The sequence below is a fragment of the Hydrogenophaga taeniospiralis CCUG 15921 genome, from assembly GCF_001592305.1.
Classification (GTDB): domain Bacteria; phylum Pseudomonadota; class Gammaproteobacteria; order Burkholderiales; family Burkholderiaceae_C; genus Hydrogenophaga; species Hydrogenophaga taeniospiralis.
Genome location: NZ_BCWR01000005.1, coordinates 93,943 through 118,896 on the forward strand (window position 1 = coordinate 93,943; position 24,954 = coordinate 118,896).

The window sequence follows — 24,954 nt, forward strand, 5'->3', positions numbered from 1 at the left end:
GGGCTCAAGCCGGCTGGGGCACGAACCAGTGCCGCGTGCGGTTGATCAGCGCCACCAGCGACAGCATTACCGGCACCTCCACCAGCACGCCCACCACCGTGGCCAGCGCCGCGCCCGAGTGCAGGCCGAACAACGAAATGGCCACCGCCACGGCCAGCTCGAAGAAGTTCGAGGTGCCGATCAGGCAGGCCGGTGCCGCAATGTCGTGCGGCAGCTTGAGCCAGCGCGCACCCACGTAGCCGATGGCAAAGATGCCGTAGGTCTGGATCAGCAGCGGCACCGCGATCAGCCCGATCACCAGCGGCTGGGCCACGATGGTCTCGGCCTGGAAGCCGAACAGCAGCACCACGGTGGCGATCAGGCCCACCACCGACCAGGGCTTGAGCACCTTCACGAACGCGCTCACCGCCGCCTCGCCGCCGCGCGAACGCAGCCCTTGTCGCGTGAGCACGCCAGCCACCAGCGGCAGCACCACGTAGAGCACGGTGGACAGCAGCAGCGTCTGCCAAGGCACGGCCAGGTCGGTCACGCCGAGCAGGAAAGCAGCGATGGGTGCGAAGGCGAAGACCATGATCAGGTCGTTCACCGAGACCTGCACCAGCGTGTAGTTGGGGTCGCCCTTGGTGAGCTGGCTCCAGACGAAGACCATGGCGGTGCAGGGCGCCACGCCGAGCAGGATCATGCCGGCGATGTACTCGTTGGCCGACTGCGGGTCCACGAAGGGGGCGAACAGGTACTTGAAGAACAGCACGCCCAGCGCGGCCATGGTGAAGGGCTTGATGAGCCAGTTGATCACCACCGTGAGCATCAGGCCCTGCGGCTTCTTGCCGACGTCGCGCACGGCCGCGAAGTCGATCTGGATCATCATCGGGTAGATCATGATCCAGATCAGCACGGCAACGATCAGGTTGACGTGCGCGACTTCAATCGCCGCGATCGCCGCGAAGCTGGCGGGCGTGAGCAGGCCCAGGCCGACACCCGCCAGGATGCCCAGGCCGACCCAGACGGTGAGGTAGCGTTCGAAGAGTCCCATGGTGTTCAGTCTTTCTGTGCCAGATCGCGGGCCTGTTGTTGCAGCAGCAGACGGTCCACGCTCGCCAGGGGCAGGTTGATCAGCAGCTCCAGCCGGCGGTGGATGGCGAGCAGCGTCTGTTTGAAGGCGGCGAGCTTGTCGGCTTCACTGCCGGGCGCGTTCGATGGGTCGGCATAGCCCCAGTGCGCCGTGGCCGGCTGGCCGGGCCAGTACGGGCAGACCTCGCCGGCGGCGTTGTCGCAGACCGTGATCACCAGGTCCATGTGTGGCGCATCGGGCAGCGCGAACACGTCCCAGCTCTTGCTGCTCAGGCCCTCGGTGGAGATGCCCGCGTCCTGCAGGGCGCGCAGCGCGAGCGGGTTGGGTTGCTGGTTCTCGCGCGGGCTGCTGCCGGCGGAAAAGCCGCGGAATCGTTGCACGCCCTTGACCTTGCCCAGGTGGTTCAGGGCGGCCTCGGCCAGGATGCTGCGGGCCGAGTTGTGGGTGCAGAGAAAGAGGACGTTCAGGGTCGGGTTCGGTGTGGACATGGCGAAGGTGGGTTCGTTGATGGGGGCGCTCAGCAGCAGCCGGACGCTTGGGCGGACGACGAAGGGCCGCAGCACGGCGCGGCCGCGACCGGGATGGACACGGGCCGGGCCGCCGCCGGGGCCTGGGGGGCGCAGCAGGCCGAGGCGGTCGCCTCGGGTGCGCGGGCCTCGCTGAACACGGGGATGTTGTCCAGCGTGTGGAACTGTTCCCAGGCCACACCTTGCGGGTCGGTGATCCAGTATTTGTCGCTGCGTGCGTAGCAGCAGGTGGTTTCTCCTTCGTCGAGCAGGGCCATGTCGGCGCTCTGCGCCTGGGCCTTCAGGCCGGCGAGTTCGTCGGCGGACGAGACCTGGAAACCCAGGTGGTCCAGCCCGGTGCTGGCGCCGCGCGTGGAGATGGCGAAGTTCACCGGCGGGTCTTCCAGCATCCACTTGGCGTAATCGCCTTCGGTGCGGGTGGGCGGCTGGTTGAACAGGGCCGAGTAGAAGGCGATGTTCTGGTCGAGGTCGTTGACGTGCAGGTGGACGTGAAAACGTTTCATCGGAATCTCCGGTCAGGCTTGAAAAGGAAAGGGGTCGGGGAGCGTGGCGGCGGCCGGCAGCACCACCACCGGTGAGAAGCCGCCGCCTTCGGTGCGGAAATTGGTGGTCTGGCCCGACCAGGTGCGCGCGGCCAGCAGTTGCACCTGGCCGCGGTAGGTGTAGGCGCGCAGGTCCAGCTTGAGCAGCATGGTCTGGCCGTCCACGGACACCAGCCGTTCGCTGGGCGGCACCGTGGTCTGGGCGACGTAGTCCCCCGCGAGGATGTCGCCCCACACGCGCCGCGTGAGCTTGTCGCCGCGGTAGGCGGCGCGGGCGCCGAAGCTGGCGGCGGGCTTGAAGAACAGGGTGCGCCGCTGGGCCCAGAGCGCGTCGGCGTTGTCGGCTGTGACGCGCTGCGTGGCGGGCACCACCTGGCGCAGCACGGCGCGGTCGGTTTTACCCATGCCCCAGGCTTCGAGCAGCGCGGCGTCGGACAGCGCGATCAGGTTCCGTTTGTCGGCGTACAGCGCGTGGGTGCGCGGGTGTGGCGTGACCACGGCCGCGCCCGCGCGGTAGGCCTGCTGCAGCGGATCGTGGCCGCTGTCTTGCAGGTAGAAGTCGGTCAGGCGGTTGTAGACCAGGTCCACCGGCATGTCGCCTGGCAGGGCTGGGTGCCAGAGCGCGCCATCGCGCCATTGCAGTTCGCGCGCATCGGCCACCACGGCGATCAGGCCCTGCGCGGCGAACAGGGCGCGCGCCATCTCGAACTCGGGGGCCAGGTACTGCTCGCCGGGCACGTCGTCCACGATCAGCACGTTGCGCAGCGGCGCGTCGCCACGCTGCGCTTGCCACTCGGCGCGGAACATGGCGACGAACACTTCGTCGAGCCGCATCAGCGCATCGGTCGGGTCGAACAATGGCTCGAAGCCGGTGCAGCAGGCGCGGTGCGCCCGGGCCAGCGCGGCGTTGAGGAAAGCGCCGCCGGCGTTGCTGTTGATCTCGATCAGCTTGGGGCCGTCGGCCGCGAGGTGGAAGTCGTAGCCCATGAAAACGCCGGCCGGGCCCCAGTCCAGCGCCGCGATGGGGTTGGCGCGCGCCAATGCCTGTTCGCGCCAGGCGGGCAGGGCAATCACGCGCTCCAGCGTTTGCACGGCCTGCACGATCTGCTGCTGCACCCTGGGGTCCAGGAACACGGCGCTGGCGGAGAACAGGTGCGGGTGGCTCTCGGCCAGGCGCGCGGTGAGGCCACCGAGCGCCGGGCTGGTTTCCAGCTGCTCGCGCAGGCGTGAGGGCTGCAGGGTCTGGCAGGCGCAGCCCAAGTTGATGGCGTCGGCCAGGTTCATGGCGTCGTCCCGCAGTCGGTGCAGCCGGCATCCGACAGTACCTCGCAGGCCTGGCCGGCGCAGCAGTGTTCGGTGAGGTAGCCGAGCAGGGCGTTCATGCGGTCGAAGCTGGCGCGGTAGATCAGGTGGCGGCCCTGCGGCTCGGCGCTCACCAGATCGGCGTGGGCCAGTTCCTTGAGGTGGAACGAGAGCGCGCTGGGCGACACGCCCAGCTGTTCGGCCAACACGCCGGGTGTGAGGCCGTCGGGGCCGGCCACGACCAGCGCACGGAAGGCGCGCAGGCGCTGCACCTGGGCCAGCGCGGCCAGGGCGCTCAGGGCCTGGGATTCCTGGGGGGTGGTGATTTCCATGTTTCAATAATACTTGAAATATCGAATCGTGCCATGACCTGGGGCTGTTGGTTCCGGGTTTTTGTGGTGCGTCGGCCATGTCATGAAAGCTTCACGCAAGTGCCACAAACAGGTCACGCCCGGTTCCCAGAATGCAGGTTCATGAACAACAGCCCAATCAACACCGCGCCTCTGGCAGGCGCACCGAACCTGGAGCCGAACATGAAAGAACTGCCCACCCCGACGCTGGACTTCTCGCCGGTCACCCGGCCACGGAGGTCACTTCATCCCCGCACCGATTTCCAGCCACAAGCCCTGGTGGCGCCTGCGTTGGGGGCGCCTGCCGCAGGGAGCGGCATCGATGTCTCGTGGGCCCGGCATCTGGACGAGGTTCGTGAAGCCCAACGGCTGAGGCACGCCGTGTTCGCCGGCGAGATGGGGGCCATCCTGTCCAACGCCGTGCCCGGCCACGATGTGGACCTGTTCGACGACTTCTGCGAACACCTGCTGGTGCGCGATGCCACCAGCGGCCAGGTGATCGGCACCTACCGCGTCCTCACGCCGGCCCAGGCCCGCCGCGTGGGCAGCACCTACAGCGACACCGAGTTCGACCTGACCCGCCTGCGCAGCGTGCGCGAGCGCATGGTGGAGCTGGGCCGCAGCTGCGTGCACAAGGACCACCGCCACGGCGGCGTGATCATGGCCCTGTGGGGCGCGCTGGCCGAGTTCATGGTGCGCAACCAGCTCGACACCATGATCGGCTGCGCCAGCATCCCCATGCAATACGAAGGCCCGCACGGTGTGGTGGGCGGCGGTCATGCGGCGGCCAGCATTTGGCGCCAGGTGAAAGAGAAACACCTGGCCCCGATCGACTGCCATGTGCGCCCGCGTCTGCCGCTGCCCATCGAGCAACTGGACGACACGCTGGACGTGGAGCCGCCCGCGCTGATCAAGGGCTACTTGCGTCTGGGCGCCAAGGTGCTGGGCCCACCCGCCTGGGACCCGGATTTCAACGCCGCCGACCTGCCGATGCTGATGCGCATCGCCGACCTGCCGGCGCGCTATCGCAAACACTTCTTGGGGAGTTGACCCCCCCCGCCGCGCTGCGCGCGACCCCCCCAGGGGGCGGCACTGGCCGTCCGGCAAAGCCGGCCCGGCGGTGCCCTGGGATGAGTCACTTCTGCTCTGCTGGGCTTGCTGATCCCAAAGGAACCACGATGAGAACGACCTTTGAAGCATTGGGCGGTTGGGGGCTGGCTGGGGTTCTGCCCATCGGCGCCGATGCCGACGACGAGCATCCGGCCGATGGCGGAGAACGGTCCCGCTACCGGGCCGTTTTCATTTCCGATCTGCACCTGGGCACGGCGGGCTGCCAGGCCAGCGCCTTGCTGGAGTTCCTGAAGCACCACCCGAGCCAGACGCTGTATCTGGTGGGCGACATCATCGATGGCTGGCAGTTGCGACGCAAATGGTTCTGGCCGCAGGCGCACAACGACGTGGTGCAGAAACTGCTGCGCCGCGCCCGCAAGGGCTGCCGCGTGGTGTTTGTGCCGGGCAACCACGATGAGTTCGCGCGCCAGTTCCACGGCCACAGCTTCGGTGGCATCGAGGTCAGCAACGAGGCCGTCCACACCACGGCCGACGGGCAGCGCCTGTGGGTGGTGCACGGTGACCATTTCGATGGCGTGATCCAGTGCGCCAAGTGGCTGGCCTACGTGGGCGACAACCTCTACGAGTTCACGCTGCGCCTGAACCGCCACCTGAACTCGCTGCGCGCGCGCCTGGGCCTGCCGTACTGGTCGCTCTCTCAGTACCTGAAACACAAGGTCAAGAGCGCGCTGAACTACGTGACCGATTTCGAGCGCGCCGTGGCGGCCGAGGCGCGGCAGCGGGGCTACCAGGGCGTGGTCTGTGGCCACATCCACCGGCCCGAAATGCGCAGCATCGACGGCACGCTCTACTGCAACGACGGCGACTGGGTCGAGAGCCTTTCGGCCCTGGTGGAGCACATGAATGGCCGGCTGGAGCTGGTGCATTGGCGCCCGAGCGTCCATGCGGCGGGGGGCGCGTCCACGGCGCAGCCGGTGCCTGCGCTGGTCCAGGCCACGGACGAACCATGGCGCGAACCCAGCAACGCCTGAAAGGCGCACAGGCTGGGCGCGCCACCGGATATTGGGAACAGGGGAGACATGAATGAAGATCGTGCTGGTAACGGACGCCTGGCAACCCCAGGTCAATGGCGTGGTGACCACGCTGGTGGAGCTGGTGCGCGAGCTGCAGGCCCGCGGCCACGAGGTGGTGGTGATCCAGCCCGGCCAGTTCCGCACCCGGCCCTGCCCGGGGTACGCGGGCATTGACCTGGCCCTGTTTCCCGGACGCCGGCTGTCGCGGCTGATCGACGCGGCCCAGGCCGACGCCATCCACATCGCCACCGAAGGCCCGCTGGGCTGGGCCGCCCGGCGCCATTGCCTGCGCCGCCGCCTCGCGTTCACCACCGCGTTCCACACCAAGTTCCCGGAGATCCTGCACGCCGCCTTGGGGGTTCCGCTGTCCTGGGGCTACGCGCTGTTTCGCCACTTCCACCGCCCCAGCAGCGGTGTGATGGTGCCCACCGCGGGCGTGCTGCAGATGCTGCGCCAGCGTGGGTTCGGCCAGCTGCGCGAATGGACGCACGGGGTGGACACGCGCTTGTTTGCCCTGGCCGACGAGGCGCAGGTGTATCCGCCGCTGGGTCAACTGGCCCGGCCGGTGAGCCTGTTCGTGGGGCGCTTGTCCTATGAAAAGAACATCGGGGACTTTCTCGATCTGGACGTGCCCGGCAGCAAGGTGGTGTGTGGGGTCGGCCCGCTGGAGGCGGCCCTGCGCGAGCGCTACCCCAACGTGCACTGGCTCGGCGTGTTGCCGCGCCACGAGCTGGCGCAGGTGTACGCGGCCGCCGACGTGTTCGTGTTTCCCAGCCGCAGCGAGACCTTTGGCCTGGTGATGCTCGAAGCCATGGCCTGCGGCCTGCCGGTGGCGGCCTACCCGGTGGACGGACCGCTGCAGGTGGTGGCCGACAGCGCCGCCGGCGCGCTGCGTGAAGACCTGCACGAGGCCTGGGTGGATGCGCTCAAGGTCAAGCGCCACGAGGCCCGCGACCGGGCGCTGCTGTTCGGCTGGGGCCGGGCGGCCGAGCTGTTCGTGTCGTTTCTGGCGGTGGCGCCCGAGCGGACCACGACGCCGCGCAGCACCCGCCCGGGCGCGCCGGCGCCGCAGGGGTCGATGCTCAAGCGTGTCAAACTGTCACACAAACGTCATCCCGCCGTTGAATAATCGTCAAACAGGCGTGCCCTTGCCGATCGTTGGGGGAAGCGAGGCGGGCATGGCCGTACCCATTGACGGAACCCATGAGCGCCAACATCAACAACAACCGCCTGCAATTCCTCGACCGGGACCATAGCATCCTGGCCTTCAATGAGCGGGTCATGGACTGGGCCCGCCGCCCCGACGTGCCGCTGCTGGAGCGGCTGCGCTACCTGAGCATCGTGTCGAGCAACCTCGACGAGTTCTTCGAAGTGCGCATGGCGCCGCACCTGAGCGCGTTCAAGGCCAACGAGCAGCGCGGTCTGTACACCGCCGCCACGCACGATCAGGTGTCGGCCAAGGTGCACGAGCTGGTGGCCCAGCAGTACGCGATCTACAACGACGAGCTGTTGCCCCTGCTGGAGAAAAAGGGCATCAAGCTGGTGGCCCACGGCGAGCGCAACCCGCGCCAGCGCCGCTGGGTGAAAGACTTCTTCGCGCGCGAGGTGCAGCCGCTGTTGCTGCCTGTGGGGCTGGACCCGGCGCACCCCTTTCCCCAGGTGGCCAACAAGTCGCTCAACTTCATCGTGCGGCTCACCGGCAAGGACGCCTTTGGCCGCGAAAACGAAATCGCCATCGTCAAGGTGCCGCGCATCCTGCCGCGCTTTTTCCGCATGCCCCCGGTCAAGGGCTCCAAACAGACCCACTTCGTCTCCATCTCCAGCCTGATCCGCTCGCACCTGTCCGACCTGTTTCCGGGCCGCCAGGTGACCGAGTTTTCCCAGTTCCGCGTCACCCGCCACTCCGATCTGGCGGTGGACGAGGAAGAGGTGAAGAACCTGCGCACCGCGCTGCGCAAGGGGCTGCAGCAGCGCAACTATGGCGAGGCCCTGCGGCTGGAAGTGTCGGCCGGCTGCTCGGAGTACCTGTCTTCGTTTCTGCTGGCGCAGTTCGCGCTGCCCGTGCAGTCGCTCTACCGCGTGCCCGGCCCGGTCAACCTGGTGCGGCTGAACCAGCTGATCGATCAGGTGGACGCACCCGCGCTGCGCTTCGAGCGCTACAACGCCGGCTGGCCGCTGCAGCTCACCCCGGGACAGTCGTATTTCGAGCGACTGCAGCAGGGCGACGTGCTGATCCACCAGCCCTACGAGAGTTTCGACGCCGTGCTGGCCTTCTTGCGCGAGGCGGTGGAAGACCCGAACGTGCTGGCCATCAAGCAGACGATCTACCGCACCGGTGCCAAGTCCGAGCTGATGGACCTGTTGCGCGAGGGCGTGCGCCGGGGCAAGGAAGTCACCGCCGTGGTGGAGCTCAAGGCGCGTTTCGACGAAGAGGCCAACATCAACTACGCCGAGCGGCTGGAGTCGGTGGGCGCCCAGGTGGTCTATGGCGTGGTGGGCCTCAAGACCCACGCCAAGATGATGCTGATCACCCGCCGTGAAAACGGTCAGTTGCGCCGCTACGGTCACCTGTCCACCGGCAACTACAACCCCGGCACCGCGCGCCTCTACACCGACCTGAGTTACCTCACGGCCGATGACGCGCTCACCGCCGACCTGGAGCAGATCTTTCTGCACCTGGCGAGCCAGAACCGCCTGCCCCGGCTGAACAAGGCGCTGATCGCACCGTTTCATCTGCACAAGGCGATGCTGGAGAAGGTCGAGGCCGCAGGCGCTGCCGCCAAGGCCGGCAAAGAGGCGCGCATCATCCTCAAGATGAACGCACTGACCGACGAGCCGCTGGCGCGCGCGCTGGCGCTGGCCTCGCAGCAGGGCGTGAAGATCGACCTCATCGTGCGCGGCGCCTGCATCCTGCCGGCCCAGGTGCCCGGGGTGACAGACAACGTGAGTGTGCGCTCGGTGATCGGGCGCCTGCTGGAGCACTCCCGGGTGTTCTATTTCCGCGTCGATGGCGCCGAAGAGCTCTGGCTCGCCAGCGCCGACTGGATGAACCGCAACATGCTGCGCCGGGTGGAGCTGGCCTGGCCCGTGACCGATGCAGCCTTGCGCAGCCGCATCATGGACGAGTGTTTATCTGCCTATCTGCACGACACCAAGGATGCCTGGCTGCTCCAGCCCGATGGCCGGTACGTGCCCGCGGCCATCACCGGCACCGGCAAGACGCGCACGGTGCTGCATTCGGCCCAGGCGAGCCTGATGGCGCGCTACGGCAGCAAAGGCTAGGAGCCGAGGCATGGACCTGATTCTGTGGCGCCACGCCGAAGCCCAGGACCACCCCGATCCGCTTGGGGGGGCGCAGGGCGATGCGCAGGACATGGCCCGCCGGCTCACGCCGCGCGGCGAAAAGCAGGCCGCCCGCATGGCCGCCTGGCTCGACCGGCAGTTGCCCAACGGCGCGCGCATCTACGCCAGCCCGGCGCACCGCTGCGAACAGACGGCGCTGGCGCTGGGGCGCAAGTTCAAGCTGCGCGACGAGCTCGGGCCCGAGGGCGACCCGCTGACCCTGCTGGAGCTGGTGCAGTGGCCCCACGGCAAGTCCACCGTGGTGGTGGTCGGCCACCAACCCACGCTCGGCCGCGTGATCGCGCGCCTGCTCGGTCTGGCCGAAGAAGACTGCCCGATGAAAAAGGGCGCGCTCTGGTGGTTGCGCCAGCGCGAACGCAACGGAACCCTGCAGACCCTGCTGCTGACGGTGCAGACGCCCGAGCTGCTCTGAGGGGGCACCTTTCAGGCGCTGTGCTCCGTGTCTTGCGGGGGACTTGACGCGGTCGGCCCGCCACACGATCTGTCATAGGTGTCAGCGTCGGTGTGCAGTTCGACGATGCCGTAGCTTCGCGAGATCAGACCTTCCTCTTCCAGGTTTTTCAGTGCGCGGTTGGCGCTCTGGCGGCTCACGCCCATCATCTGGGCGATCACCTCTTGAGGGACTTGAACATGCTTCCCGGGCGTGACCCGACTGCCGTAGCCGGACGCGATGCGTTCGAGCCGCTTGAGGATGCGTTGCTCCAGCGTGAAAAAGGCCGGCTCCTGAATCACGTCCAAGGCCACACGGAGCTTGCAGCAGGCCAGCACGCTGACGTCCCGCCAGTACAGCGGGTGCGCATTGAGCCAGGGTTCCAGGCGGGCTCCATCGACACACAGAACCTGGGTGTCCCCGTTGGCGTAGGCGGAGAAGTGCCGCGGCCCGCGGTCAATGGTGGATATTTCCCCAAACCATTGAACGGGTTCCACCTGCGACAACACGGCCACTTGGCCATCCTTGTTCACATTGCTGAGCAGCAGCGCACCTTCCAGCACGCAGAACAGACCCTGGCTGTGTTCACCCAGGAGGAACAGCTCCTCCCCGTGGGCCAAGCGCACGGGGCGGGCCAAGGTCACCAGGGCCGTTTGCAGCTCGCTGTGACAGGAGCGATACCACCGGTCTGAACTGAGCGCGCGACGAAGTGTGACGTTTTTCATAAAAAATTCATAAAAAACAAACGATTGCAATAATTAATGAAAGCATAGTTGTTACAAATCAACACACTGTAAAAAGTTTGACACTCGTACGAAATGTGATCTTCCAGAATCGCGCTCCTCATCCACCGCCCTCATAGCGATCACTCATGACTTTCAACACGCGCATTCCGCATACGCCTTGTCGTCACAGGTCGAGGGTGGACGCCGCTGATTCCCCTGTTGGGGCAACTCTTCCTGCCCAATTGCAGCCGTGGTCCAGGGGAGCCCTCTCCCGAGCGGGTAGCTCGATCGGATCCTGGTGTCAGCATGCGCGAGCCGCGAAAGTGCAACGGCTGTGCGCATGAATGTGTTGGTCGATCAGGCCGGAGCGAGATGCAGGGTCTTGCGCCTGCAGTCATGGCTCCCGTTGACCCAGCCACAACCCGATCTTGTGTCAGATGTGGACTGCGTACGCGCGCCACCGGCCGTGCGCCCGATGGGGGGAAACCTCATCCAGATAAGCGGACATTCCAAATCGCTGACCGGGTCTGACGCTGAGCGCCGTTCGCCAACGTGCAGTCTCCATCTGATTGACCGGCTGTGGAAACGCCCAAACGACAACATCTGGCGCTGACATGGAGTGGACCGTGCTGTTCACTGGGCCTGAGGGCGCCGGAAAACCACAGGCCGTCTCGTCTGTGTTCGACATCGCTACTGTCGACACGGAAGTGGCCGAAACGGCTCGGATCGCCCAACTCAAAGCGTGTATCGCCATGGCCGTGGATGTTGACAGGGTCGAACTCGGCGTTGCGGGTACAGGCAAGTTGTCCCTCTTGGGCTCGCTCACGCAAAAAGCACAGCGGCTTGTCGCCACCGTTCTGATCCGGCTGGTGACAGGACTTTCCGACCATTCCCGTCGGTTGCGGACTGGGCAAATCGACCAGATCCGTCAGCAGATGGAGTCCGCCAATTTTTCGCGGCTTCCGGGGCCAGGTCCAGGTCCTTCAACTCTTCTTTATTCGGTTTACCTTTCTTGAAGGCATTTTCAGCATGAGCACATCTTCAGGTTTCACCTTGATCGAGTTGATGGTGACCATCGCGTTGGCAGCGATTCTGATGGCCCTTGCCGCACCCAGCTTCAGCGCCACCATCGCGTCCAACCGACTGAGCGCCCAGACGAGCGATCTCATCACTTCGCTGAACGCAGCCCGATCTGAATCCATCCGTCGCGGACGCCGGGTGACCGTATGCAAGAGCGGTGACGGGTCCAGTTGTGCGACCGAAGGGGACTGGTCCACGGGATGGATTGCGTTTGAGGACAAAGACTCGGACGCTGTCGTCGACGAAAAAGAAACCGTGCTCCTGGTTCATCAGACTGGCGAGAACCTCACCATGGTGAAAGGCACGACCAACGTCTCCTCCTATGTGTCCTTCACGCCGGATGGTCGCGCCAAATTGATAAACGGAAGCACGCAGTCGGGGACGCTGCGGGTATGCAGCAAATCCTCTGCCCTTGGAGACGCCCGGCGCGCCCGCAACGTCACGGTCAATCCAGTCGGCCGTATCGAGTCATCCGTCATCTCCTCGACCGTCACATGCCCCGCCGCAACATGAGCGATTCTGTAAAAGACCTCTGCCGAGGCCGGCATGTGCCGCCCCCAAAGAATGGGCCACCCCGCTCCAGTCAGCGAGGTTTTGCGATGCTCGAAACACTGGTCGCCGTGCTCGTGCTCGCCGTCGGTCTGCTGGGCATGGCAGGCTTGCAGCTGAACACCATCAAGACCACGCGCAGCAGCGAATTCCGCAGCCAGGCCGTGATGCTCAGCTACGCCATCCTGGACGCCATGCGAGCGGACAGGGCTGGCGCACTGGGCGGCGCTTACAACACCGCCACATCGAATACTTTGCCATTGAAGGCTGTGTGCAGTGCCGCTGGTATCACCGCTACCACCTTGGCCGACAACACCAAAAAAAGCTGGGTTGGGCGCCTCAGAAGCACCATGGGAGACCGCGATTCGACCTGTGGTGCTGTCTTTTGCCATGCGGACGGCGAATGCACGATTCAAATCAAATGGGACGACACGCTGGCTGGTGGCCTTGGCGCACAAACGGTTACGACAAGGAGTCGACTGTGAAGGCTCCTCATCGGCTTCGACCATGCCGGCACGCCGGTGTCTGCAGCCCTGCGCGACAACGGGGCTTTAACCTCATCGAATTGATGATCGCAGTCACTCTGGGACTGTTCATCATTGGCGGAACCATCGGCATTTATCTCGCCAACGTGCAGGCTTTTCGGACCAACGAGGGATTGAGTCGCATCCAGGAGAACTTGCGCACCTCTTTTGAGGTCATGGCCAAGGAGCTTCGGCAGGCCGGAGGAACGATGTGTGGCTCCACACAGATCGCCAATGTGCTCAACGGCAGTGCCAGCCAATGGTCATCGAACTGGGCGGGCGGTACCCTTGTCGGGTACGACGGCGCCGAAGCCCCTGCCGTTGCATTTGGCTCTGAAGCTGGGCAGCGTCTTGCCGGAACCGACGCGATCAGCATGCTCAGCGGAGACCTGGGCAACAGCTCGTTCATCGTTTCCCACGACACCGCCGCCGCCGAATTTGAGCTGCCGACCGGCCATGCCTTCAAGGGCGGCAAGCTCGTGGTGGTCTGCGATGGTCATTCGGCCACGTTGCTACAGCTCACGGGCGTCGATGGCACCCAAGCCTCTTATAAGGCGGCAGCAACGGATGATGAGGCGGCACCAACGGTGGCACCCGGAAACTGCTCGACCGCACTGGGCTACCCCACCAATTGCGATGCGGGAACCACCAAGGCGTTTGACACCAATGCCGTGCTGGCCGAATTGACCGCAGCCACTTGGTACGTGGGCAACAACAGCCGAGGCGGGAAGTCTCTTTTCAGAGCCGGTGCCACTGCCAGTGAAGAAATCGCCGAGGGCGTGAGTGACCTGCAGATTCAGTACCTGCTCCAGGACGTTGCATCAAGGGAGCTGGACTCAAACTGGGTCGACGCCTCCGCGATCACGGATTGGACCACGGCCGCAGCCAAGCAAGTGGTGGCGGTCCAGGTCACGCTCACGCTGGTGAGCAGCGGCAACATCGGAACCAACAACAACCCCATTCAGCGTCAGCTGACATTCGTTGCGAACCTCAGGAGTCGCACCCCATGAACCACCACATTCGCCAGCAACGACAGCCGCGCCTGCGACAACCGGCCAAGGAAAAGGGCGTGGTCCTGATCGTGGCGCTGATCATGCTTCTTGTCATGACGATCCTTGGGCTCACTGCCTTGAAATCCAGCGCCCTGGAAGAGCGCATGGCCGCCCACAGCTTTGATCGAAGCCTGTCGTTTCAGGCAACCGAAGCGGCCTTGCGTGAAGCGGAGGCACTGGTCGAAGAGTCCCGCCCCACACCCGCAGCAGGAACCGGATGCAGCGAGGGCTATTGTGGGGCGCCGTCACCCACGCAAAAGCCTCGTTGGAAGGACAGCGAATTCGCCGGGTGGAAGAGCGGCACCAAGGTCACCAGTGGCGGCATCTCGATCACGCCGCAGTACTTTGTGGAATACCTGGGGGACACCTTCCCTTGTCAACCGACAGACCCGAGCTCGGGCGTCACTTGCAAACGGTACCGGGTCACGGCGCGAAGCAACGCTGGTGCGGATCGGGCAGCCGTCACGCTGCAATCGATCTACGCCACTGAATAAGAAGAGGCTCGCAGAGAAACCATCATGAACATCCACAAGAACCTGAGAAGCTGGGCCCAATGGGGGCTGTGCGCCGCCCTGATTGGCTGCAACCTGGCTGTGAATGCCGTCACGTGGCCCAACGTCCCGCTGGGCTCGACAACGGGTGCCATCCCCATGACGATGCTGGTTGCAGGCAAAGACCACAAGCTCTTCTATGAGGCCTACAACGATGCGAGCGACATCGATGGCGACGGCACGCTGGATCTGCGCTTCAAGCCCTCGATCAAGTATTTCGGACTGTTTGACACGGACCTTTGCTACGACTACAGCTCGGCTAACAACCGCTTCGAGCCCAAGGGTGAAAGCAATGAAGAGGGTGCCTGCAAGAATGAAAGCCATGGCGCCTGGTCCGGGCGCTGGCTCAACTACATGACCACAAGCCGCATCGATGCATTGCGCAAGGTGCTCTATGGCGGCTACCGTGAAGTGGACACCAAGTCCGAGACCGTGATTCGGCGCGCCTACATTCCTCAAGACGCTCACAGCTGGGGCAAGGAATATCACAGCAGCGCAACGGATGGCTACCGGATTAGCGACTACACCGCGCTTGATCAACCCAAAAAGGGCACACGGCACTTCTTTGGCAGCATGACGCCCAATGCGGGGACGGACTGCAAGACACTCAGCGACTGCAGCGACAAGCTGCATCCCCTGTTGCGTATCAAGACCAACGTCGGGGGCCTCGACGGTGGGTGGAGCAACGGAGTCAAAAACCCGGATAAAGAAGTTCGCATCTGGCAGTGGGCCAGCAAAGAGCGCCCGGTGCTGTCGGACAAACTTGGCGTCCTGGATACCTACTATTGGGAGGCCGACTTTCCCAGCGGAACGGGCAACCAGGACTTTCAGGTGCGGGTTCAAGTCTGCACCGCGACCTACAACACTGACTGCAAGCAGTACGGCGACAGCGACAAGCCCATCTACAAACCGGTCGGTCTGCTTCACGAGTTTGGCGAAAAAGACAGCATGCTGTTCGGCCTGCTCACCGGCAGCTACGACCAGGCAATGAGCGGTGGCCGACTGCGCAAGGTCATGTCATCTTTCTCGACCGAGGTCGATCCGGACACGGGCATCTTTACCGGCGATGCCCGCATCGTGAAGACATTTGACGCATTGCGCATCCGCGATTTCAACAACGGCAGAAGCGACAATCTCTATCGCAATACGTGGCTTCTGGACCGCCCCATGTCCGAGGGCGAGTTCGTGGACTGGGGCAACCCCATTGGCGAGATGCTGTACGAAGCCACGCGCTACTACGCAGGCAAGAAGACTCCCACAGCGGCTTTCAACGGCACATCCACCGTGGACGCTGAAATGGGCCTGAACTCGGTCAAATGGGACGACCCCTATGACAGCGCCAGCGAGGCCAAGGCGGCGGTCTGTGCCCGTGCGAACTTCCTGACGATATCGGATGTGAATCCCTCGTACGACTCCGACTCGGTCCCCGGTTCTTCCTTCAAGATTCCGGTCAAGAACCAGTGGGGTTATTACGCTGGGGACATGGGCTTCTTCCTCGGCGACCTGGCGGGGCTAGACGTCACAGCTGAAGGTCGCGTGATCACAGGCGTTGAATCCAACATCACCGGGCAACGCTTCATTGGCCAGTCCGGTTCCACCTATGACAGCGCGCCCACGGCCAAGGAGGTCGAGTCGCTGGGGAACATCCGGGGTCTGGCCCCCGAGGAACCCACCAAAGAAGGCAGTTACTACAGCGCTTCGGTGTCCCGGTACGCCAAAACCACCGACCTGCGTCCTTCCATCGCCGGAGAGCAGACGGTGGACAACTTTGTGGTGGCGCTGAGCTCTCCCTTGCCCAGCATCGAGGCCACATTGCCCAGCGGCAAAGTCATCGCCCTGATCCCGTTTTCCAAGACGGTGGACAGCGACGCTTCTGCGGTCAAAGGCAAGTTCCAGCCAACCAACCAGATTGTTGACTTTTATGTCGAAAAGATCGCCAACTCAGGCCCCAAAGACCGCAACGAAAAGGTCAATGGGGGGCGCTACTACGCGGAGTTTCAGATCAACTTCGAGGACGTGGAGCAAGGGGCCGACCACGACATGGACGCCATCGCTCGCTATGTGATCAGGGCCACGGCGGACAACAAGCTGGAAGTCACCGTGACGCCCACCTACCAGCAAGGGAACAGCAAGCAGAACATGGGCTACATCATTTCGGGCACGAACCGCGATGGCGTTTATCTGGTGGCCCGCGATGAACCGGAGAGCCCTGCGTATTTCCTGAACGTGCCGGCCGGGGAGTCGGCCGGCTACTGCGACAAGACCACGCTGACAGCAGAGGAAACCACCAAGTGCAAGAGCATACCCAGCGTTGGGCAGCCTGTGACAACGTACGCATTCTCGCCAGGCACGGCAAATGCGGCCACCTTGTTGAAAAGCCCCCTGTGGTACGCCGCGAAGCACGGCGGCTTTGTGGACCGAAACGGCAGCAACACCCCCAATCTTGAACAAGAGTGGGATGCCGATGGCGACGGCGTTCCCGACACCTATTTCCTGGTGCAGAACCCGATGAAACTGAAAGAGTCCCTGAAAAAGGCGTTCAGCAACATCATCGAACGCAATGCCAGTGGCGGCAACGTGATTGCCAACAGCACATCCCTGAGCACGAGCGCCTTGGTCTATCAAGGTATTTACAACAGCGCCAAGTGGTCGGGCGATCTGGTTGCTTACCCCGTCACTACCAAGGGCGTTTCATCCACACCCGCCTGGAACGCTGCGGCGGAAATTCCGGAGCCCAATGGCAGCAACGGCAGGAAGATATATTTCGGTTCGACAAAGGGCGAGAGCCTGAAGGGCAAGCAGTTCACGTGGGCGAACTTGTCCGACAGCGAAGAAGCCATGTTCGACAACGACGAACACCTGCTGGACTACATTCGTGGCGTTCGCACCCGAGAATTGCAAAAAGGCGGCACGCTGAGGAATCGGTCCGCAACCACCGTCTTGGGCGACATTGCGCATTCGTCGCCGGCTTATAGCAAGGACTCTGGAACGGTGTTCATTGGCGCCAACGATGGCATGCTGCACGCCTTTGACGCAAAAACGGGCACGGAGCTGTTCGCCTACATTCCCAGCACAGGATTGCCGCGGCTGAAAGCCCTGACATCGCCAAGCTACGACACGAATCATCAGTATTTCGTGGATGGCGACATCTCTGTCACGTCCCAATCTCAGACACCTGGCGAAAATTTGTTGGTGGCGGCGCTGGGACGCGGTGGCAAGGGATTGTTTGCCCTCAATGTCACTACGCCAGGCAGCTTCAAAGGCGAGGATGTCCTATGGGAGCATCTGTCCGATACGGACGCGGACACGGATCTGGGCTATATGCTCGGCCGCCCCATGGTTGCAAAAATGCAAAACGGCGACTGGGCGGTCATCGTTGGAAACGGCTACAACAGTACCCGCCAGCGAGCCGTGCTCTATGTTTTCAATCTGAAAACAGGCAAATTGCTGAGCAAACTCGATACCGCGGTTGCTGGTGACAACGGCCTGGCAACACCTGGGCTGGTCTTTGACACGGCGGGCAAGGTGACCACCGCGTATGCGGGTGACCTGAAAGGCAATGTCTGGAAGTTTGATCTGTCCGACGCCGACCCAAAAAACTGGAAGATTGCCTTGTCGGGCAGCCCATTGTTCACCGCCAAGGACGGTAGCGGAAAAGCCCAGCCCATTACAGCGCGCATTACCGCGACCAAGAACACCGTGTCCGGTGATACCCACTTCGACAAATGGTTCGTCCATTTTGGTACGGGCAGTGATTTCCAGTTGTCTGACCCTTCCGACACCAGCCAGCAAACGTGGTACGGCCTGATTGACGAAGGCAGCCCCATCAGCGGTCGTGCCGATCTCAAGGAGCGCTCTTTTAAACAGAAGACCGGGACTGTTTCTGGCAAGCCGGTCAGGACCATTGAGGTGGCAACCAATGGGGACATGGTCGGGAAGAAGGGCTTCTACCTTGACCTGCCAGCTGCGGGAGAAAGAATCGTTACCGCTTCCAACTACTACAAGCTTGCGGAGCCTGTTCTCCTCGCCAGCTCAGTGATCCCGCTCGACGATGTGTGCCTTCCTGGTGGCAGGGGCTATCTCAACGCCATCAACCCGTTCACGGGCGCACGGCTGACCAAGCCACTGTTCGATGTCAACAACGACGGCAAGTTCGACAAGGGCGACGCATTGAATGGCGACTATGTCAGCTCGATCGATGTGGGCGTCGGCAAGCCAGGAGAGGCCATCCTGATTGGAGACCGCCTCGTCGTGGGTGGCTCGACACCAGAGCCAAAAGACGTACGGGTCAATTTGGGCGCATCCTCATTCAAGGGGCGAATCGCATGGCGTGAGATCGTCGACAACTGAAGCAGCAGTAGAAGATATGTACTCCCCTCCAAACAGTCGCTTGACACCCATGCGGCGCAACCGTGGCTTCACCTTGATCGAGTTGATGGTCACCGTGGTCATCGTTGCCATCCTTAGCGCCATCGCCTATCCCTCCTACCTCAGCCACGTCATCAAGACGCGTCGCAGCTTGGCCGCAGGATGTTTGATTGAACATGCGCAATGGATGGAGCGCAACTACACCACCTGTCTGGCCTACGACAAGACGGGGGCGGGGTGTACGACCACAGTGAATACGGCGGCCCTCCCGTCGTTTTCATGCAAGACCGACTTGACCGGGATCTACAGTTTTGCGATTGAAGGCACGCCTGCCATCAGTGGCTCAACCTATCTGTTGAGCGCCGCGCCCGTAGAGGGTGGCCCCCAGGCGAGTGACACCAAGTGTGGAAAGCTCACGTTGAACCAAGTGGGAACCAAGGGAGCAGCAGCCACCTCAGGCTGCTGGAAGTAAGCCTCGTTGGCGGAGGGCCATCCGCAGTACATGGACCTTGCCGTAGGGCCAGGCGCTCGTCAGGCGAAATTCCACGGCATCGGTGTTGGAGCCGACCAGCCTCGCCGAACGAGGGGAAGCGCAGGTTAGGCAGCGACCTTACTCTTACTGGCCGCCTTTTTCGCCGGAGTCTTCACCGCGGGCAGGGCTGGCTTGCGGGGAGCGGCTTTGGCGGCAGGTTTTGCCGCGGTCTTCACGGCGGCCTTGGGGGCTGCGGCTTTCGCGGTGGTCTTTGTCGCGGTCGGTGATGCCTTGGGGGGCACGGGTTTGGCCGCGGTGGGCGCCGCAGGGATCGCAGCGGTCGGGGTGGGCGGCGCGGCTTTGGTGGATGCCTTGGTGGCGCTCTTGCCCTGGGCACTGGGGCGGCCGGTCTTGAGCGTGGGAACGGCGGCCAGGGCGGACTTGAAGGCGCCGTCGTTCAGGCCCTTGAGCATCGTGAGGCCGGCGCGCAGCAGCTCACTCTTCTTCACCGACGTGCCCAGCGCAATGGCGCGGGTCTTGAGCAGGTCGATGATGGCGTATTCGGCCTTGGGGATGGTGAAACTGTCGCGCACGAGTTTCTGGTTCTTGGTGCTGTTCTTGCTGGCCATGGGAAGCTCCATAAAGGTATAAACGGTATATACAGTTTATAACAATATCGGATCATCCCCGGCGCGACCCGGGCGGGCACGGCTGCCAGGCCGGTGGCGCGGGCGGCCCCTGCACCGCCGCCTCACAGCATCACCGGATGTCCGCGGTGAACTTCCAGGCCGTCTTTTGCCAGGCCAGCACCTCTTCGCCCAGCAGCCAGGCCGACTGCGGGTAGCGCTTGGCCCAGCCCGGGTTGGTGGCGAGCTTGAACGCACCGGGCTTGAAGCTCAGCTTCACCGACTCGTGCTCCGGCATCTGGCGCGCATGGCACAGCAGCACCGCCAGGCGCAGGCTCATGAGCTGCTTGGCGAACAGTTCGTCGCCCAGCGCCTGCTCCAGCTTGCGCAGTTTGCCGCGCTGGCCCAGCACCAGTTGGCTCATGCGGTGCAGTTCGGGAAACGAGAACCCGGGCGCGTCCACGTTGTCCAGGATGTAGGCGCCGTGGTGGTACGAGCGGTCGTGCGAGATGTGGGTGCCGATCTCGTGCAGGCGCGCGGCCCAGGCCAGCTTCTGCGAATAGCGTTCGTTCTGCGCATCCACCGCGGCGATCTGGGAGAACAGGGCGGTGCTCACCGTGCTGACCCGCTGCGCCTGGGCTTCGTCAACGGAAAAACGCTCGGCCAGCCAGCGCACGGTGCGTTCGCGCACGTCGCCGCCGTGGGTGTCGCGGTCGATCAGGTCGTACAGGGCGCCCTGGCGCAGCGCGCCCTGCGCGGGCAGCATCTGCTGGATATCGAACAGGTCGAAGATGGCGCGCAGCACACTCACGCCGCCGCCCAGAACGGCCCGGCGGTCTTCCTTGAGCCCGTCGAGCCGGACCTGTTCCAGGTTGCCGGCCTTGATCAGCCGCTCCACCAGCCAGTCCAGCCCGGAGCGGGTGATCACGCCGGAGGCCCAGCCGTTGGCGGCCAGGATGTCGGCCACCGCGCCCATCGTGCCCGAGGAGCCGTAGGCCACGTTCCATTCGGAGGGGGGGAAGGTGTCCAGCGCCTCGTCGAGCACCGCCTTGGCCGCGACCTCGGCGGTCTTGAAAGCGGCGGCGGTGAACTGGCCCTTGGGAAAGTAGCGCGTGGACCAGGCCACGCTGCCCAGCCGGTACGACTCCATGCGGCGGGCCTCGTAGCCTTCGCCCAGGATCATTTCGGTGGAACGCCCGCCGATGTCCACCACCATGCGTTTTTCGTCGGACTGCGGCAGCAGGCGCGACACGCCTTGGTAGATCAGCCGGGCCTCTTCGTGGCCCGAGATGACCTCGATGGCGAAGCCCAGGATGGCCTGCGCGTTGCGCAGGAATTCGTCGCGGTTCTTGGCCTCGCGCAGGGTCTGCGTGGCCACGGCGCGCACCTGCTGTTTCTTGAAACCGTGCAGGCGCTCGGCGAAACGGGCCAGGCATTCCCAGCCGCGCTGCATGGCGGCCTGGTTCAGCACCTTGTTTTCGTCCAGCCCACTGCCCTGGCGGACGGTTTCCTTCAGGTATTCGATGCGTTCGATGTGGCCCGAGTGGAAGCGGCCGATTTCGAGCCGGAAGCTGTTGGAGCCGAGGTCGATCGCGGCCAGGAGGGTTCCGTTTTGCATAGGGAGAGATGACCACGGCGGCGCCCGTGGGGGGCCGGTGGTCCGGGAAGTCGGATGAGGAGCCCGGATTGTGACGCATGGAGCGCACCCCGGACGGCCACAGGCGCCCGCGTGGGCCGGCGAAAAATGGAAACTGTTTGTTGGCGCCGAGGCTCCCCGGGCGGCCGGGCCTGGCTACAGGCTGCTGATGTAGTCCGCCGTGTGCGGCCGCAGGCGCGGGGTCTTGCGCCGGGTGACGCTGCCGATGTTGATGCAGCAGATGGCCTGTTCGCCCGGCCCCAGACCAAACAGGCTGCGCAGGCGCGGCGAGGCCATGGCCTGACCGCTGGTCAGGCCGGTGCCCAGGCCGAGCGCGTGGGCCGTGAGCAGGATGTTCTGGATCGCGCAGCCCAGCGACACCAGGCGCTCGGCGTCGCCCACCTCGGCCTCGGCCGGCTCATGGGACCGGGGCGGGGTGTCGGCCAGGGCGTGTGGGTCGTTCAGGCGGGCCACGGCCAGCATCAGAAAGGGCGCGCGGTGGGCTTTCTCCCGCGCGTTGTCGATCTGCTCCCCGGTGGCGTTCGGGTCGCGGTCCATCAGGGCGAGCCCGAAGGCGTCGGCCAGCAGCCAGCGCCGCGCATAGGGCACGATCACGAAGCGCCAGGGCGTGAGTTGTCCGTGGTCGGGCGCGGCCGCAGCGGCGCCCAGGATGGTCTGCAACTGGGCCGGCGTGGGCCCGGGCGCGTCCAGACGACGGGGTGACACGTTGTGCCGCGAGTGGATCAGCGCGCTGGCGAAGTCCGACAGTTCCGGGCTGACGGTGGCGTCCATCACGCGCTCCTGGCGAGGGGCTGCTGGCCGGCCACGACGCTGGCGTGCCAACGCGCCGCGTCCTGCACCGCGTGCTCCAGCGGCATGTGGGCCTCGACCCGGTCCATGATCAGCCGCTGCAGGATGGCCCCTAGCATCGCCACGTTGTCGTCCATGTGCGGTTTGAGCTCGCTCAGGAACTGGCAGGTGGGCGGGTCGTAGGCGAAGGCCGCCAGGAAGTCGTCAAACGGTTTGTCGGTGGCCAGCGCGTAGCACATGTCGTAGATGAGGTTGAAGCTGCGGGTGTGCTGCGCCTCGTCGGTGGACAGGAGGTTGGAGCGCACTTCCTCGGCCAGATCGCGGCGGAAGTCGGCCAGGCCGTATTCGGCACGGGCCTTGACCACGTCTTCCACGGAAAATTCCCATTGCATGTTCTGGTCTCCTCGGGTGGGGGTTGATGACGGGGGTGGGGGTTCAGTCGTTGCCAAAGATGGCGGCAAAAGCGTCTTCGTCGTCGCTGCAGACCGTGCAGGTCTTCTGCGGCGAGGGCGAGACGAAATGGCGGTCGCAGCGCGCGCAGCGCTGCTTGGTCTGGCGGATCAGCGTGATGGCAGCCTGCTCCGGCCGTGCATCGAACGATGGCGCCGCGTCCAGCACCCGGGGCTGGCACACCTCCAGGCAGACCGCGCAGGCCACGCAGCGGTCGGTCTGGAAGGTCAGTGCCCAGTCGCCCGGGTTTTCTTCGATCTGCAGGGCGCCCGTGGGGCAGACCCGGAAGCAGGCTTCGCACAGCGTGCAGCCCGGCTGCAGGCTGAGTTGCAGCAGCGGCAGGGCCTCGTGGTAGGCCACATGAAACGGGGCGTTGTCTTTTTGGCGGGACACGATCTGCAGCAGCTCGCGCTGCTCCGACACGGCGTAGGCGCCCGCGCGGATGGCCTTCTGCGGCGTGTTCTGCGGCGCCTGCGCTGGCGCACCGCCATGGTTGGGCGCGGCCGGTGCGTCGCCACCGTGGCGGAAGATCCGTCGGAACAACTGGCGCCGGGAGGCGGCGACGGCGCTTTTCCGGGCGGCCAGGTCGCGTGCGCCGGGGGCGCGCTGGTCTTGCGCCAGGACCGGCATCCGCCAGTCGGGCAACGGGCGCGGGGGCTCGCCGTCGGTGTCGGGTGGGGTGGCGGCTTTCAGCAGTTCGTCGAGCGCTTCCAGGTTGGTCTGGAGCTGGGCCGCGCCGGTTTTTCCGTGCACGCACTCGGCGCAATGCCCGCTGCCGTGCAGGGTGAGCGGAATCCGCCGCCGGGCCATGTAGGCCAGCCAGACGGCATCGATCGCTCCCAGGCAGGGCACGGTGGCGTCCGCGACGGGGCCGCAGCCCGAGGGTTCGCAGGCCAGGCTGAGGGCGGACCGCTGTATCGCTTCGCGCAACAGGTCGATGGGTTTGAACGTGGGGCTGGTCCAGGCGCTGGTGTGGCAGGCGCTCACGCACAGGCCGCAGTCCTTGCAGGCGTCCGCGACCAGGGTGGCGCCTTCGTCGGTCAGGCCGATAGCCTCGTGCGGGCAGGCGTCGGCGCAGCGGCGGCATTCGCTGTAGCGGAAGCGGTAGCGGGTGCAGCGGTTGGCGCGAAAGTCGGGCATGGGCAAAAGCCGTCAGGGTTTGGGTTTGCCCTGCAGGATCTGCAGCGGCGTGCCGGTCTCGCAGGTGTTGTGCGGGATCACGAAGCTGATGCCGGGGCGTGCGCCCGGCGCCTGGGAAGACGGGGTGGTGCTCTGGGACTTGAGCACCGTTTCCCAGGCCGCCACGCCGCCCTTGACTGCGTAGATGGTCTTGCCCGGGTGCGCTTTGAGCAGGACCGCGGCGATGCGCAAGGCCTCCTGATCGCGGTCGGCCACGACGACGATGGCCGCGGTGGGCACGATCTGCAGGCCGGGCCGGTAACGCAGGGCCTCGGCCAGCGGGTGCTCGCGCTGGCTGTCTTCGCTGCGGGCGTCGATCACGCAGCACGGTGGCGCGCTCTGGAGGTCGTGCGTCAGCTCGGCTGCGCCACGCAGGGCAACGTCGGCCCGCGCGGGCGCAGCGCCGAGCAGGGCGGCCGCCAGCAGCACAGCCGGGAACGTGTGGACGACCCCGGGGAAGCTGAGAGAGAAAGATCCGAAGCGGCGCAGGGGGTGTTTCATGCGCGTTGCTCCGGGGAGAGCGCGGCCGGTAGCCATTCCTGGCGCCGGCCATAGAGCGCGGAGGGCAGGGCCAGCTGGGTGGCGTGGCCGTACTGGATCCAGTCGGCGATGGGCGGCGCCGGGTCGCGCAGCGGTGCGATCCACAGCGCCTCGCCCAGCGCCTCGACCATACCGGCGCACAGGTTGAGGTCGGCATCGTCGGCGATGTCCGCACGCAGCAGCACCGAGCGCACACCGCGGCGCAGCATGGCCTGGGCGCAGGCCAGCGCCCGTATGCCGGTGGGGGTGCCGTCGGCGCGGAGCACCTCCCAGGTGGGCTCGCACAGGGACGGGGTAACGACGTTGAAGTCTTCGTTGGAGGTGGTGTCGAACGACCAGCTCACCGCCTGGCGTTGCACCGGCAGGTGCAGGCCCACGCTTTGCGCGCCGAAGCGCCGGACCAGGCGGTCGATCACGCCCGCGTCGCGCAGGGCGGCTTCGCCCACGAACACCTTGCCGATGCCGGCGTCGAGCAGCGAAGCGGCGATGGCCTCGGACTCGGCGCCCAGCACCACGCCCGCGCGTGCGACGCTGGTGAAGCCGACGGCCAGCGCCGGTGTGTAGTGCACCAGGGTCGGCACGGTCGGGGCGATCTCGCCATGGTGGCGGGCCAGGCAGCAGAATTGAACGCTCACTGGATAAGCTCCGTGCTGCGCACTGCG

Annotated in this window: 25 protein-coding genes; 12 read left to right on the plus strand and 13 right to left on the minus strand. The window is 65.0% G+C overall.

The genetic code is table 11. The annotated features are described in order from the left end of the window. Positions 1-4: 4 nt before the first annotated feature. From arsB to HTA01S_RS06965, 5 genes are read right to left on the minus strand one after another with little or no spacing between them, the layout of a single operon-like run. Positions 5-1,033: an ACR3 family arsenite efflux transporter gene (gene arsB / locus HTA01S_RS06945; protein WP_068168424.1), complete on the minus strand. Its 1,029-nt coding sequence runs from the start codon at positions 1,031-1,033 to the stop codon at positions 5-7. Positions 1,034-1,038: 5 nt separating this feature from the next. Then, entirely contained in the window at positions 1,039-1,560 is a 522-nt protein-coding gene (locus HTA01S_RS06950) for an arsenate reductase ArsC (protein WP_068169565.1), read from the minus strand. A gap of 29 nt (positions 1,561-1,589) precedes the next feature. Further along, a complete protein-coding gene (locus HTA01S_RS06955) occupies positions 1,590-2,102 on the minus strand; it encodes an ArsI/CadI family heavy metal resistance metalloenzyme (RefSeq protein WP_068168427.1) in 513 nt (170 codons plus the stop codon). A gap of 12 nt (positions 2,103-2,114) precedes the next feature. Beyond that, positions 2,115-3,425: a hypothetical protein gene (locus tag HTA01S_RS06960; protein WP_068168432.1), complete on the minus strand. Its 1,311-nt coding sequence runs from the start codon at positions 3,423-3,425 to the stop codon at positions 2,115-2,117. After that, positions 3,422-3,775: an ArsR/SmtB family transcription factor gene (locus HTA01S_RS06965; protein ID WP_068168435.1), complete on the minus strand. Its 354-nt coding sequence runs from the start codon at positions 3,773-3,775 to the stop codon at positions 3,422-3,424. The genes HTA01S_RS06960 and HTA01S_RS06965 overlap by 4 nt, the downstream gene beginning before the upstream one ends. Positions 3,776-3,976: 201 nt before the next feature. On the opposite strand from HTA01S_RS06965, the gene HTA01S_RS06970 reads away from it, so the two are divergent. The 5 genes from HTA01S_RS06970 (at position 3,977) to HTA01S_RS06990 (ending at position 9,712) form a co-directional block, all read left to right on the plus strand. Next, entirely contained in the window at positions 3,977-4,843 is an 867-nt protein-coding gene (locus HTA01S_RS06970; protein WP_068169568.1) for a GNAT family N-acetyltransferase, read from the plus strand. Positions 4,844-4,971: 128 nt separating this feature from the next. Next, the gene (locus tag HTA01S_RS06975) at positions 4,972-5,895 is read left to right on the plus strand and encodes a UDP-2,3-diacylglucosamine diphosphatase (protein ID WP_068168438.1); all 924 of its coding nucleotides are present in this window, start codon (positions 4,972-4,974) and stop codon (positions 5,893-5,895) included. 52 nt (positions 5,896-5,947) lie between these two features. Next, complete coding sequence (locus HTA01S_RS06980; RefSeq protein ID WP_068168441.1) at positions 5,948-7,066, plus strand: glycosyltransferase family 4 protein; 1,119 nt, start codon at positions 5,948-5,950, stop codon at positions 7,064-7,066. 74 nt (positions 7,067-7,140) lie between these two features. Then, positions 7,141-9,219, plus strand: coding sequence for a polyphosphate kinase 1 (gene ppk1, locus HTA01S_RS06985; protein WP_068168442.1), 2,079 nt, complete (start codon positions 7,141-7,143; stop codon positions 9,217-9,219). A gap of 10 nt (positions 9,220-9,229) precedes the next feature. Continuing rightward, positions 9,230-9,712: a SixA phosphatase family protein gene (locus HTA01S_RS06990; protein WP_068168445.1), complete on the plus strand. Its 483-nt coding sequence runs from the start codon at positions 9,230-9,232 to the stop codon at positions 9,710-9,712. Positions 9,713-9,723: 11 nt separating this feature from the next. On the opposite strand, the gene HTA01S_RS06995 is transcribed toward HTA01S_RS06990, so the two are convergent. Further along, positions 9,724-10,455 (minus strand): Crp/Fnr family transcriptional regulator, encoded by a 732-nt coding sequence (locus HTA01S_RS06995; RefSeq protein WP_068168447.1) that lies wholly within the window; start codon positions 10,453-10,455, stop codon positions 9,724-9,726. Between the two features lie 614 nt (positions 10,456-11,069). On the opposite strand from HTA01S_RS06995, the gene HTA01S_RS07000 reads away from it, so the two are divergent. Genes HTA01S_RS07000 through HTA01S_RS07030 form a run of 7 tightly spaced genes read left to right on the plus strand, consistent with a single transcriptional unit; the run spans position 11,070 to position 19,051 of the window. Next, on the plus strand, positions 11,070-11,471 hold the full coding sequence (locus HTA01S_RS07000; RefSeq protein WP_068168450.1) for a hypothetical protein: 402 nt from the start codon (positions 11,070-11,072) through the stop codon (positions 11,469-11,471). Between the two features lie 13 nt (positions 11,472-11,484). After that, positions 11,485-12,048, plus strand: a complete 564-nt coding sequence (locus HTA01S_RS07005) for a GspH/FimT family pseudopilin (protein ID WP_084235964.1) — start codon at positions 11,485-11,487, stop codon at positions 12,046-12,048. Next, the gene (pilV, locus tag HTA01S_RS07010; RefSeq protein ID WP_279338442.1) at positions 12,045-12,569 is read left to right on the plus strand and encodes a type IV pilus modification protein PilV; all 525 of its coding nucleotides are present in this window, start codon (positions 12,045-12,047) and stop codon (positions 12,567-12,569) included. Before HTA01S_RS07005 ends, pilV begins: the two co-directional genes overlap by 4 nt. Further along, positions 12,506-13,618: a PilW family protein gene (locus HTA01S_RS25740; RefSeq protein WP_279338441.1), complete on the plus strand. Its 1,113-nt coding sequence runs from the start codon at positions 12,506-12,508 to the stop codon at positions 13,616-13,618. Before pilV ends, HTA01S_RS25740 begins: the two co-directional genes overlap by 64 nt. Next, entirely contained in the window at positions 13,615-14,154 is a 540-nt protein-coding gene (locus HTA01S_RS07020) for a pilus assembly PilX family protein (protein WP_084235924.1), read from the plus strand. Before HTA01S_RS25740 ends, HTA01S_RS07020 begins: the two co-directional genes overlap by 4 nt. Before the next feature lie 24 nt (positions 14,155-14,178). After that, positions 14,179-18,561, plus strand: coding sequence for a pilus assembly protein (locus HTA01S_RS07025; protein ID WP_068168464.1), 4,383 nt, complete (start codon positions 14,179-14,181; stop codon positions 18,559-18,561). Between the two features lie 49 nt (positions 18,562-18,610). After that, the gene (locus HTA01S_RS07030; protein WP_068168467.1) at positions 18,611-19,051 is read left to right on the plus strand and encodes a type IV pilin protein; all 441 of its coding nucleotides are present in this window, start codon (positions 18,611-18,613) and stop codon (positions 19,049-19,051) included. Between the two features lie 125 nt (positions 19,052-19,176). Here HTA01S_RS07030 and HTA01S_RS26220 read toward each other — a convergent pair whose 3' ends face one another. The 7 genes from HTA01S_RS26220 to HTA01S_RS07065 form a co-directional block, all read right to left on the minus strand. Further along, positions 19,177-19,680, minus strand: a complete 504-nt coding sequence (locus HTA01S_RS26220; RefSeq protein WP_174545179.1) for a hypothetical protein — start codon at positions 19,678-19,680, stop codon at positions 19,177-19,179. Between the two features lie 130 nt (positions 19,681-19,810). After that, complete coding sequence (gene ppx / locus HTA01S_RS07040) at positions 19,811-21,295, minus strand: exopolyphosphatase (RefSeq protein ID WP_068168470.1); 1,485 nt, start codon at positions 21,293-21,295, stop codon at positions 19,811-19,813. Between the two features lie 174 nt (positions 21,296-21,469). Further along, the gene (locus HTA01S_RS07045; RefSeq protein WP_068168471.1) at positions 21,470-22,105 is read right to left on the minus strand and encodes a nitroreductase family protein; all 636 of its coding nucleotides are present in this window, start codon (positions 22,103-22,105) and stop codon (positions 21,470-21,472) included. After that, on the minus strand, positions 22,105-22,515 hold the full coding sequence (locus tag HTA01S_RS07050) for a hypothetical protein (protein WP_068168474.1): 411 nt from the start codon (positions 22,513-22,515) through the stop codon (positions 22,105-22,107). The genes HTA01S_RS07045 and HTA01S_RS07050 overlap by 1 nt, the downstream gene beginning before the upstream one ends. A 43-nt stretch (positions 22,516-22,558) precedes the next feature. Then, complete coding sequence (locus tag HTA01S_RS07055) at positions 22,559-23,713, minus strand: 4Fe-4S dicluster domain-containing protein (protein ID WP_068169570.1); 1,155 nt, start codon at positions 23,711-23,713, stop codon at positions 22,559-22,561. A 12-nt stretch (positions 23,714-23,725) separates the two neighbouring features. Next, entirely contained in the window at positions 23,726-24,253 is a 528-nt protein-coding gene (locus tag HTA01S_RS07060) for a rhodanese-like domain-containing protein (RefSeq protein WP_218017319.1), read from the minus strand. After that, positions 24,250-24,927, minus strand: coding sequence for a beta/alpha barrel domain-containing protein (locus tag HTA01S_RS07065; RefSeq protein ID WP_068168478.1), 678 nt, complete (start codon positions 24,925-24,927; stop codon positions 24,250-24,252). The genes HTA01S_RS07060 and HTA01S_RS07065 overlap by 4 nt, the downstream gene beginning before the upstream one ends. Positions 24,928-24,954 lie beyond the last annotated feature (27 nt).

Excerpts from the sequence above, each read along its gene's own strand:
- arsB (WP_068168424.1), bottom strand. The coding sequence starts at position 1,033 with ATGGGACTCTTCGAACGCTACCTCACCGTCTGGGTCGGCCTGGGCATC.
- HTA01S_RS06950 (WP_068169565.1), bottom strand. The coding sequence starts at position 1,560 with ATGTCCACACCGAACCCGACCCTGAACGTCCTCTTTCTCTGCACCCAC.
- HTA01S_RS06955 (WP_068168427.1), bottom strand. The coding sequence starts at position 2,102 with ATGAAACGTTTTCACGTCCACCTGCACGTCAACGACCTCGACCAGAAC.
- HTA01S_RS06960 (WP_068168432.1), bottom strand. The coding sequence starts at position 3,425 with ATGAACCTGGCCGACGCCATCAACTTGGGCTGCGCCTGCCAGACCCTG.
- HTA01S_RS06965 (WP_068168435.1), bottom strand. The coding sequence starts at position 3,775 with ATGGAAATCACCACCCCCCAGGAATCCCAGGCCCTGAGCGCCCTGGCC.
- HTA01S_RS06970 (WP_068169568.1), top strand. The coding sequence starts at position 3,977 with ATGAAAGAACTGCCCACCCCGACGCTGGACTTCTCGCCGGTCACCCGG.
- HTA01S_RS06975 (WP_068168438.1), top strand. The coding sequence starts at position 4,972 with ATGAGAACGACCTTTGAAGCATTGGGCGGTTGGGGGCTGGCTGGGGTT.
- HTA01S_RS06980 (WP_068168441.1), top strand. The coding sequence starts at position 5,948 with ATGAAGATCGTGCTGGTAACGGACGCCTGGCAACCCCAGGTCAATGGC.
- ppk1 (WP_068168442.1), top strand. The coding sequence starts at position 7,141 with ATGAGCGCCAACATCAACAACAACCGCCTGCAATTCCTCGACCGGGAC.
- HTA01S_RS06990 (WP_068168445.1), top strand. The coding sequence starts at position 9,230 with ATGGACCTGATTCTGTGGCGCCACGCCGAAGCCCAGGACCACCCCGAT.
- HTA01S_RS06995 (WP_068168447.1), bottom strand. The coding sequence starts at position 10,455 with ATGAAAAACGTCACACTTCGTCGCGCGCTCAGTTCAGACCGGTGGTAT.
- HTA01S_RS07000 (WP_068168450.1), top strand. The coding sequence starts at position 11,070 with ATGGAGTGGACCGTGCTGTTCACTGGGCCTGAGGGCGCCGGAAAACCA.
- HTA01S_RS07005 (WP_084235964.1), top strand. The coding sequence starts at position 11,485 with ATGAGCACATCTTCAGGTTTCACCTTGATCGAGTTGATGGTGACCATC.
- pilV (WP_279338442.1), top strand. The coding sequence starts at position 12,045 with ATGAGCGATTCTGTAAAAGACCTCTGCCGAGGCCGGCATGTGCCGCCC.
- HTA01S_RS25740 (WP_279338441.1), top strand. The coding sequence starts at position 12,506 with ATGGGACGACACGCTGGCTGGTGGCCTTGGCGCACAAACGGTTACGAC.
- HTA01S_RS07020 (WP_084235924.1), top strand. The coding sequence starts at position 13,615 with ATGAACCACCACATTCGCCAGCAACGACAGCCGCGCCTGCGACAACCG.
- HTA01S_RS07025 (WP_068168464.1), top strand. The coding sequence starts at position 14,179 with ATGAACATCCACAAGAACCTGAGAAGCTGGGCCCAATGGGGGCTGTGC.
- HTA01S_RS07030 (WP_068168467.1), top strand. The coding sequence starts at position 18,611 with ATGCGGCGCAACCGTGGCTTCACCTTGATCGAGTTGATGGTCACCGTG.
- HTA01S_RS26220 (WP_174545179.1), bottom strand. The coding sequence starts at position 19,680 with ATGGCCAGCAAGAACAGCACCAAGAACCAGAAACTCGTGCGCGACAGT.
- ppx (WP_068168470.1), bottom strand. The coding sequence starts at position 21,295 with ATGCAAAACGGAACCCTCCTGGCCGCGATCGACCTCGGCTCCAACAGC.
- HTA01S_RS07045 (WP_068168471.1), bottom strand. The coding sequence starts at position 22,105 with ATGGACGCCACCGTCAGCCCGGAACTGTCGGACTTCGCCAGCGCGCTG.
- HTA01S_RS07050 (WP_068168474.1), bottom strand. The coding sequence starts at position 22,515 with ATGCAATGGGAATTTTCCGTGGAAGACGTGGTCAAGGCCCGTGCCGAA.
- HTA01S_RS07055 (WP_068169570.1), bottom strand. The coding sequence starts at position 23,713 with ATGCCCGACTTTCGCGCCAACCGCTGCACCCGCTACCGCTTCCGCTAC.
- HTA01S_RS07060 (WP_218017319.1), bottom strand. The coding sequence starts at position 24,253 with ATGAAACACCCCCTGCGCCGCTTCGGATCTTTCTCTCTCAGCTTCCCC.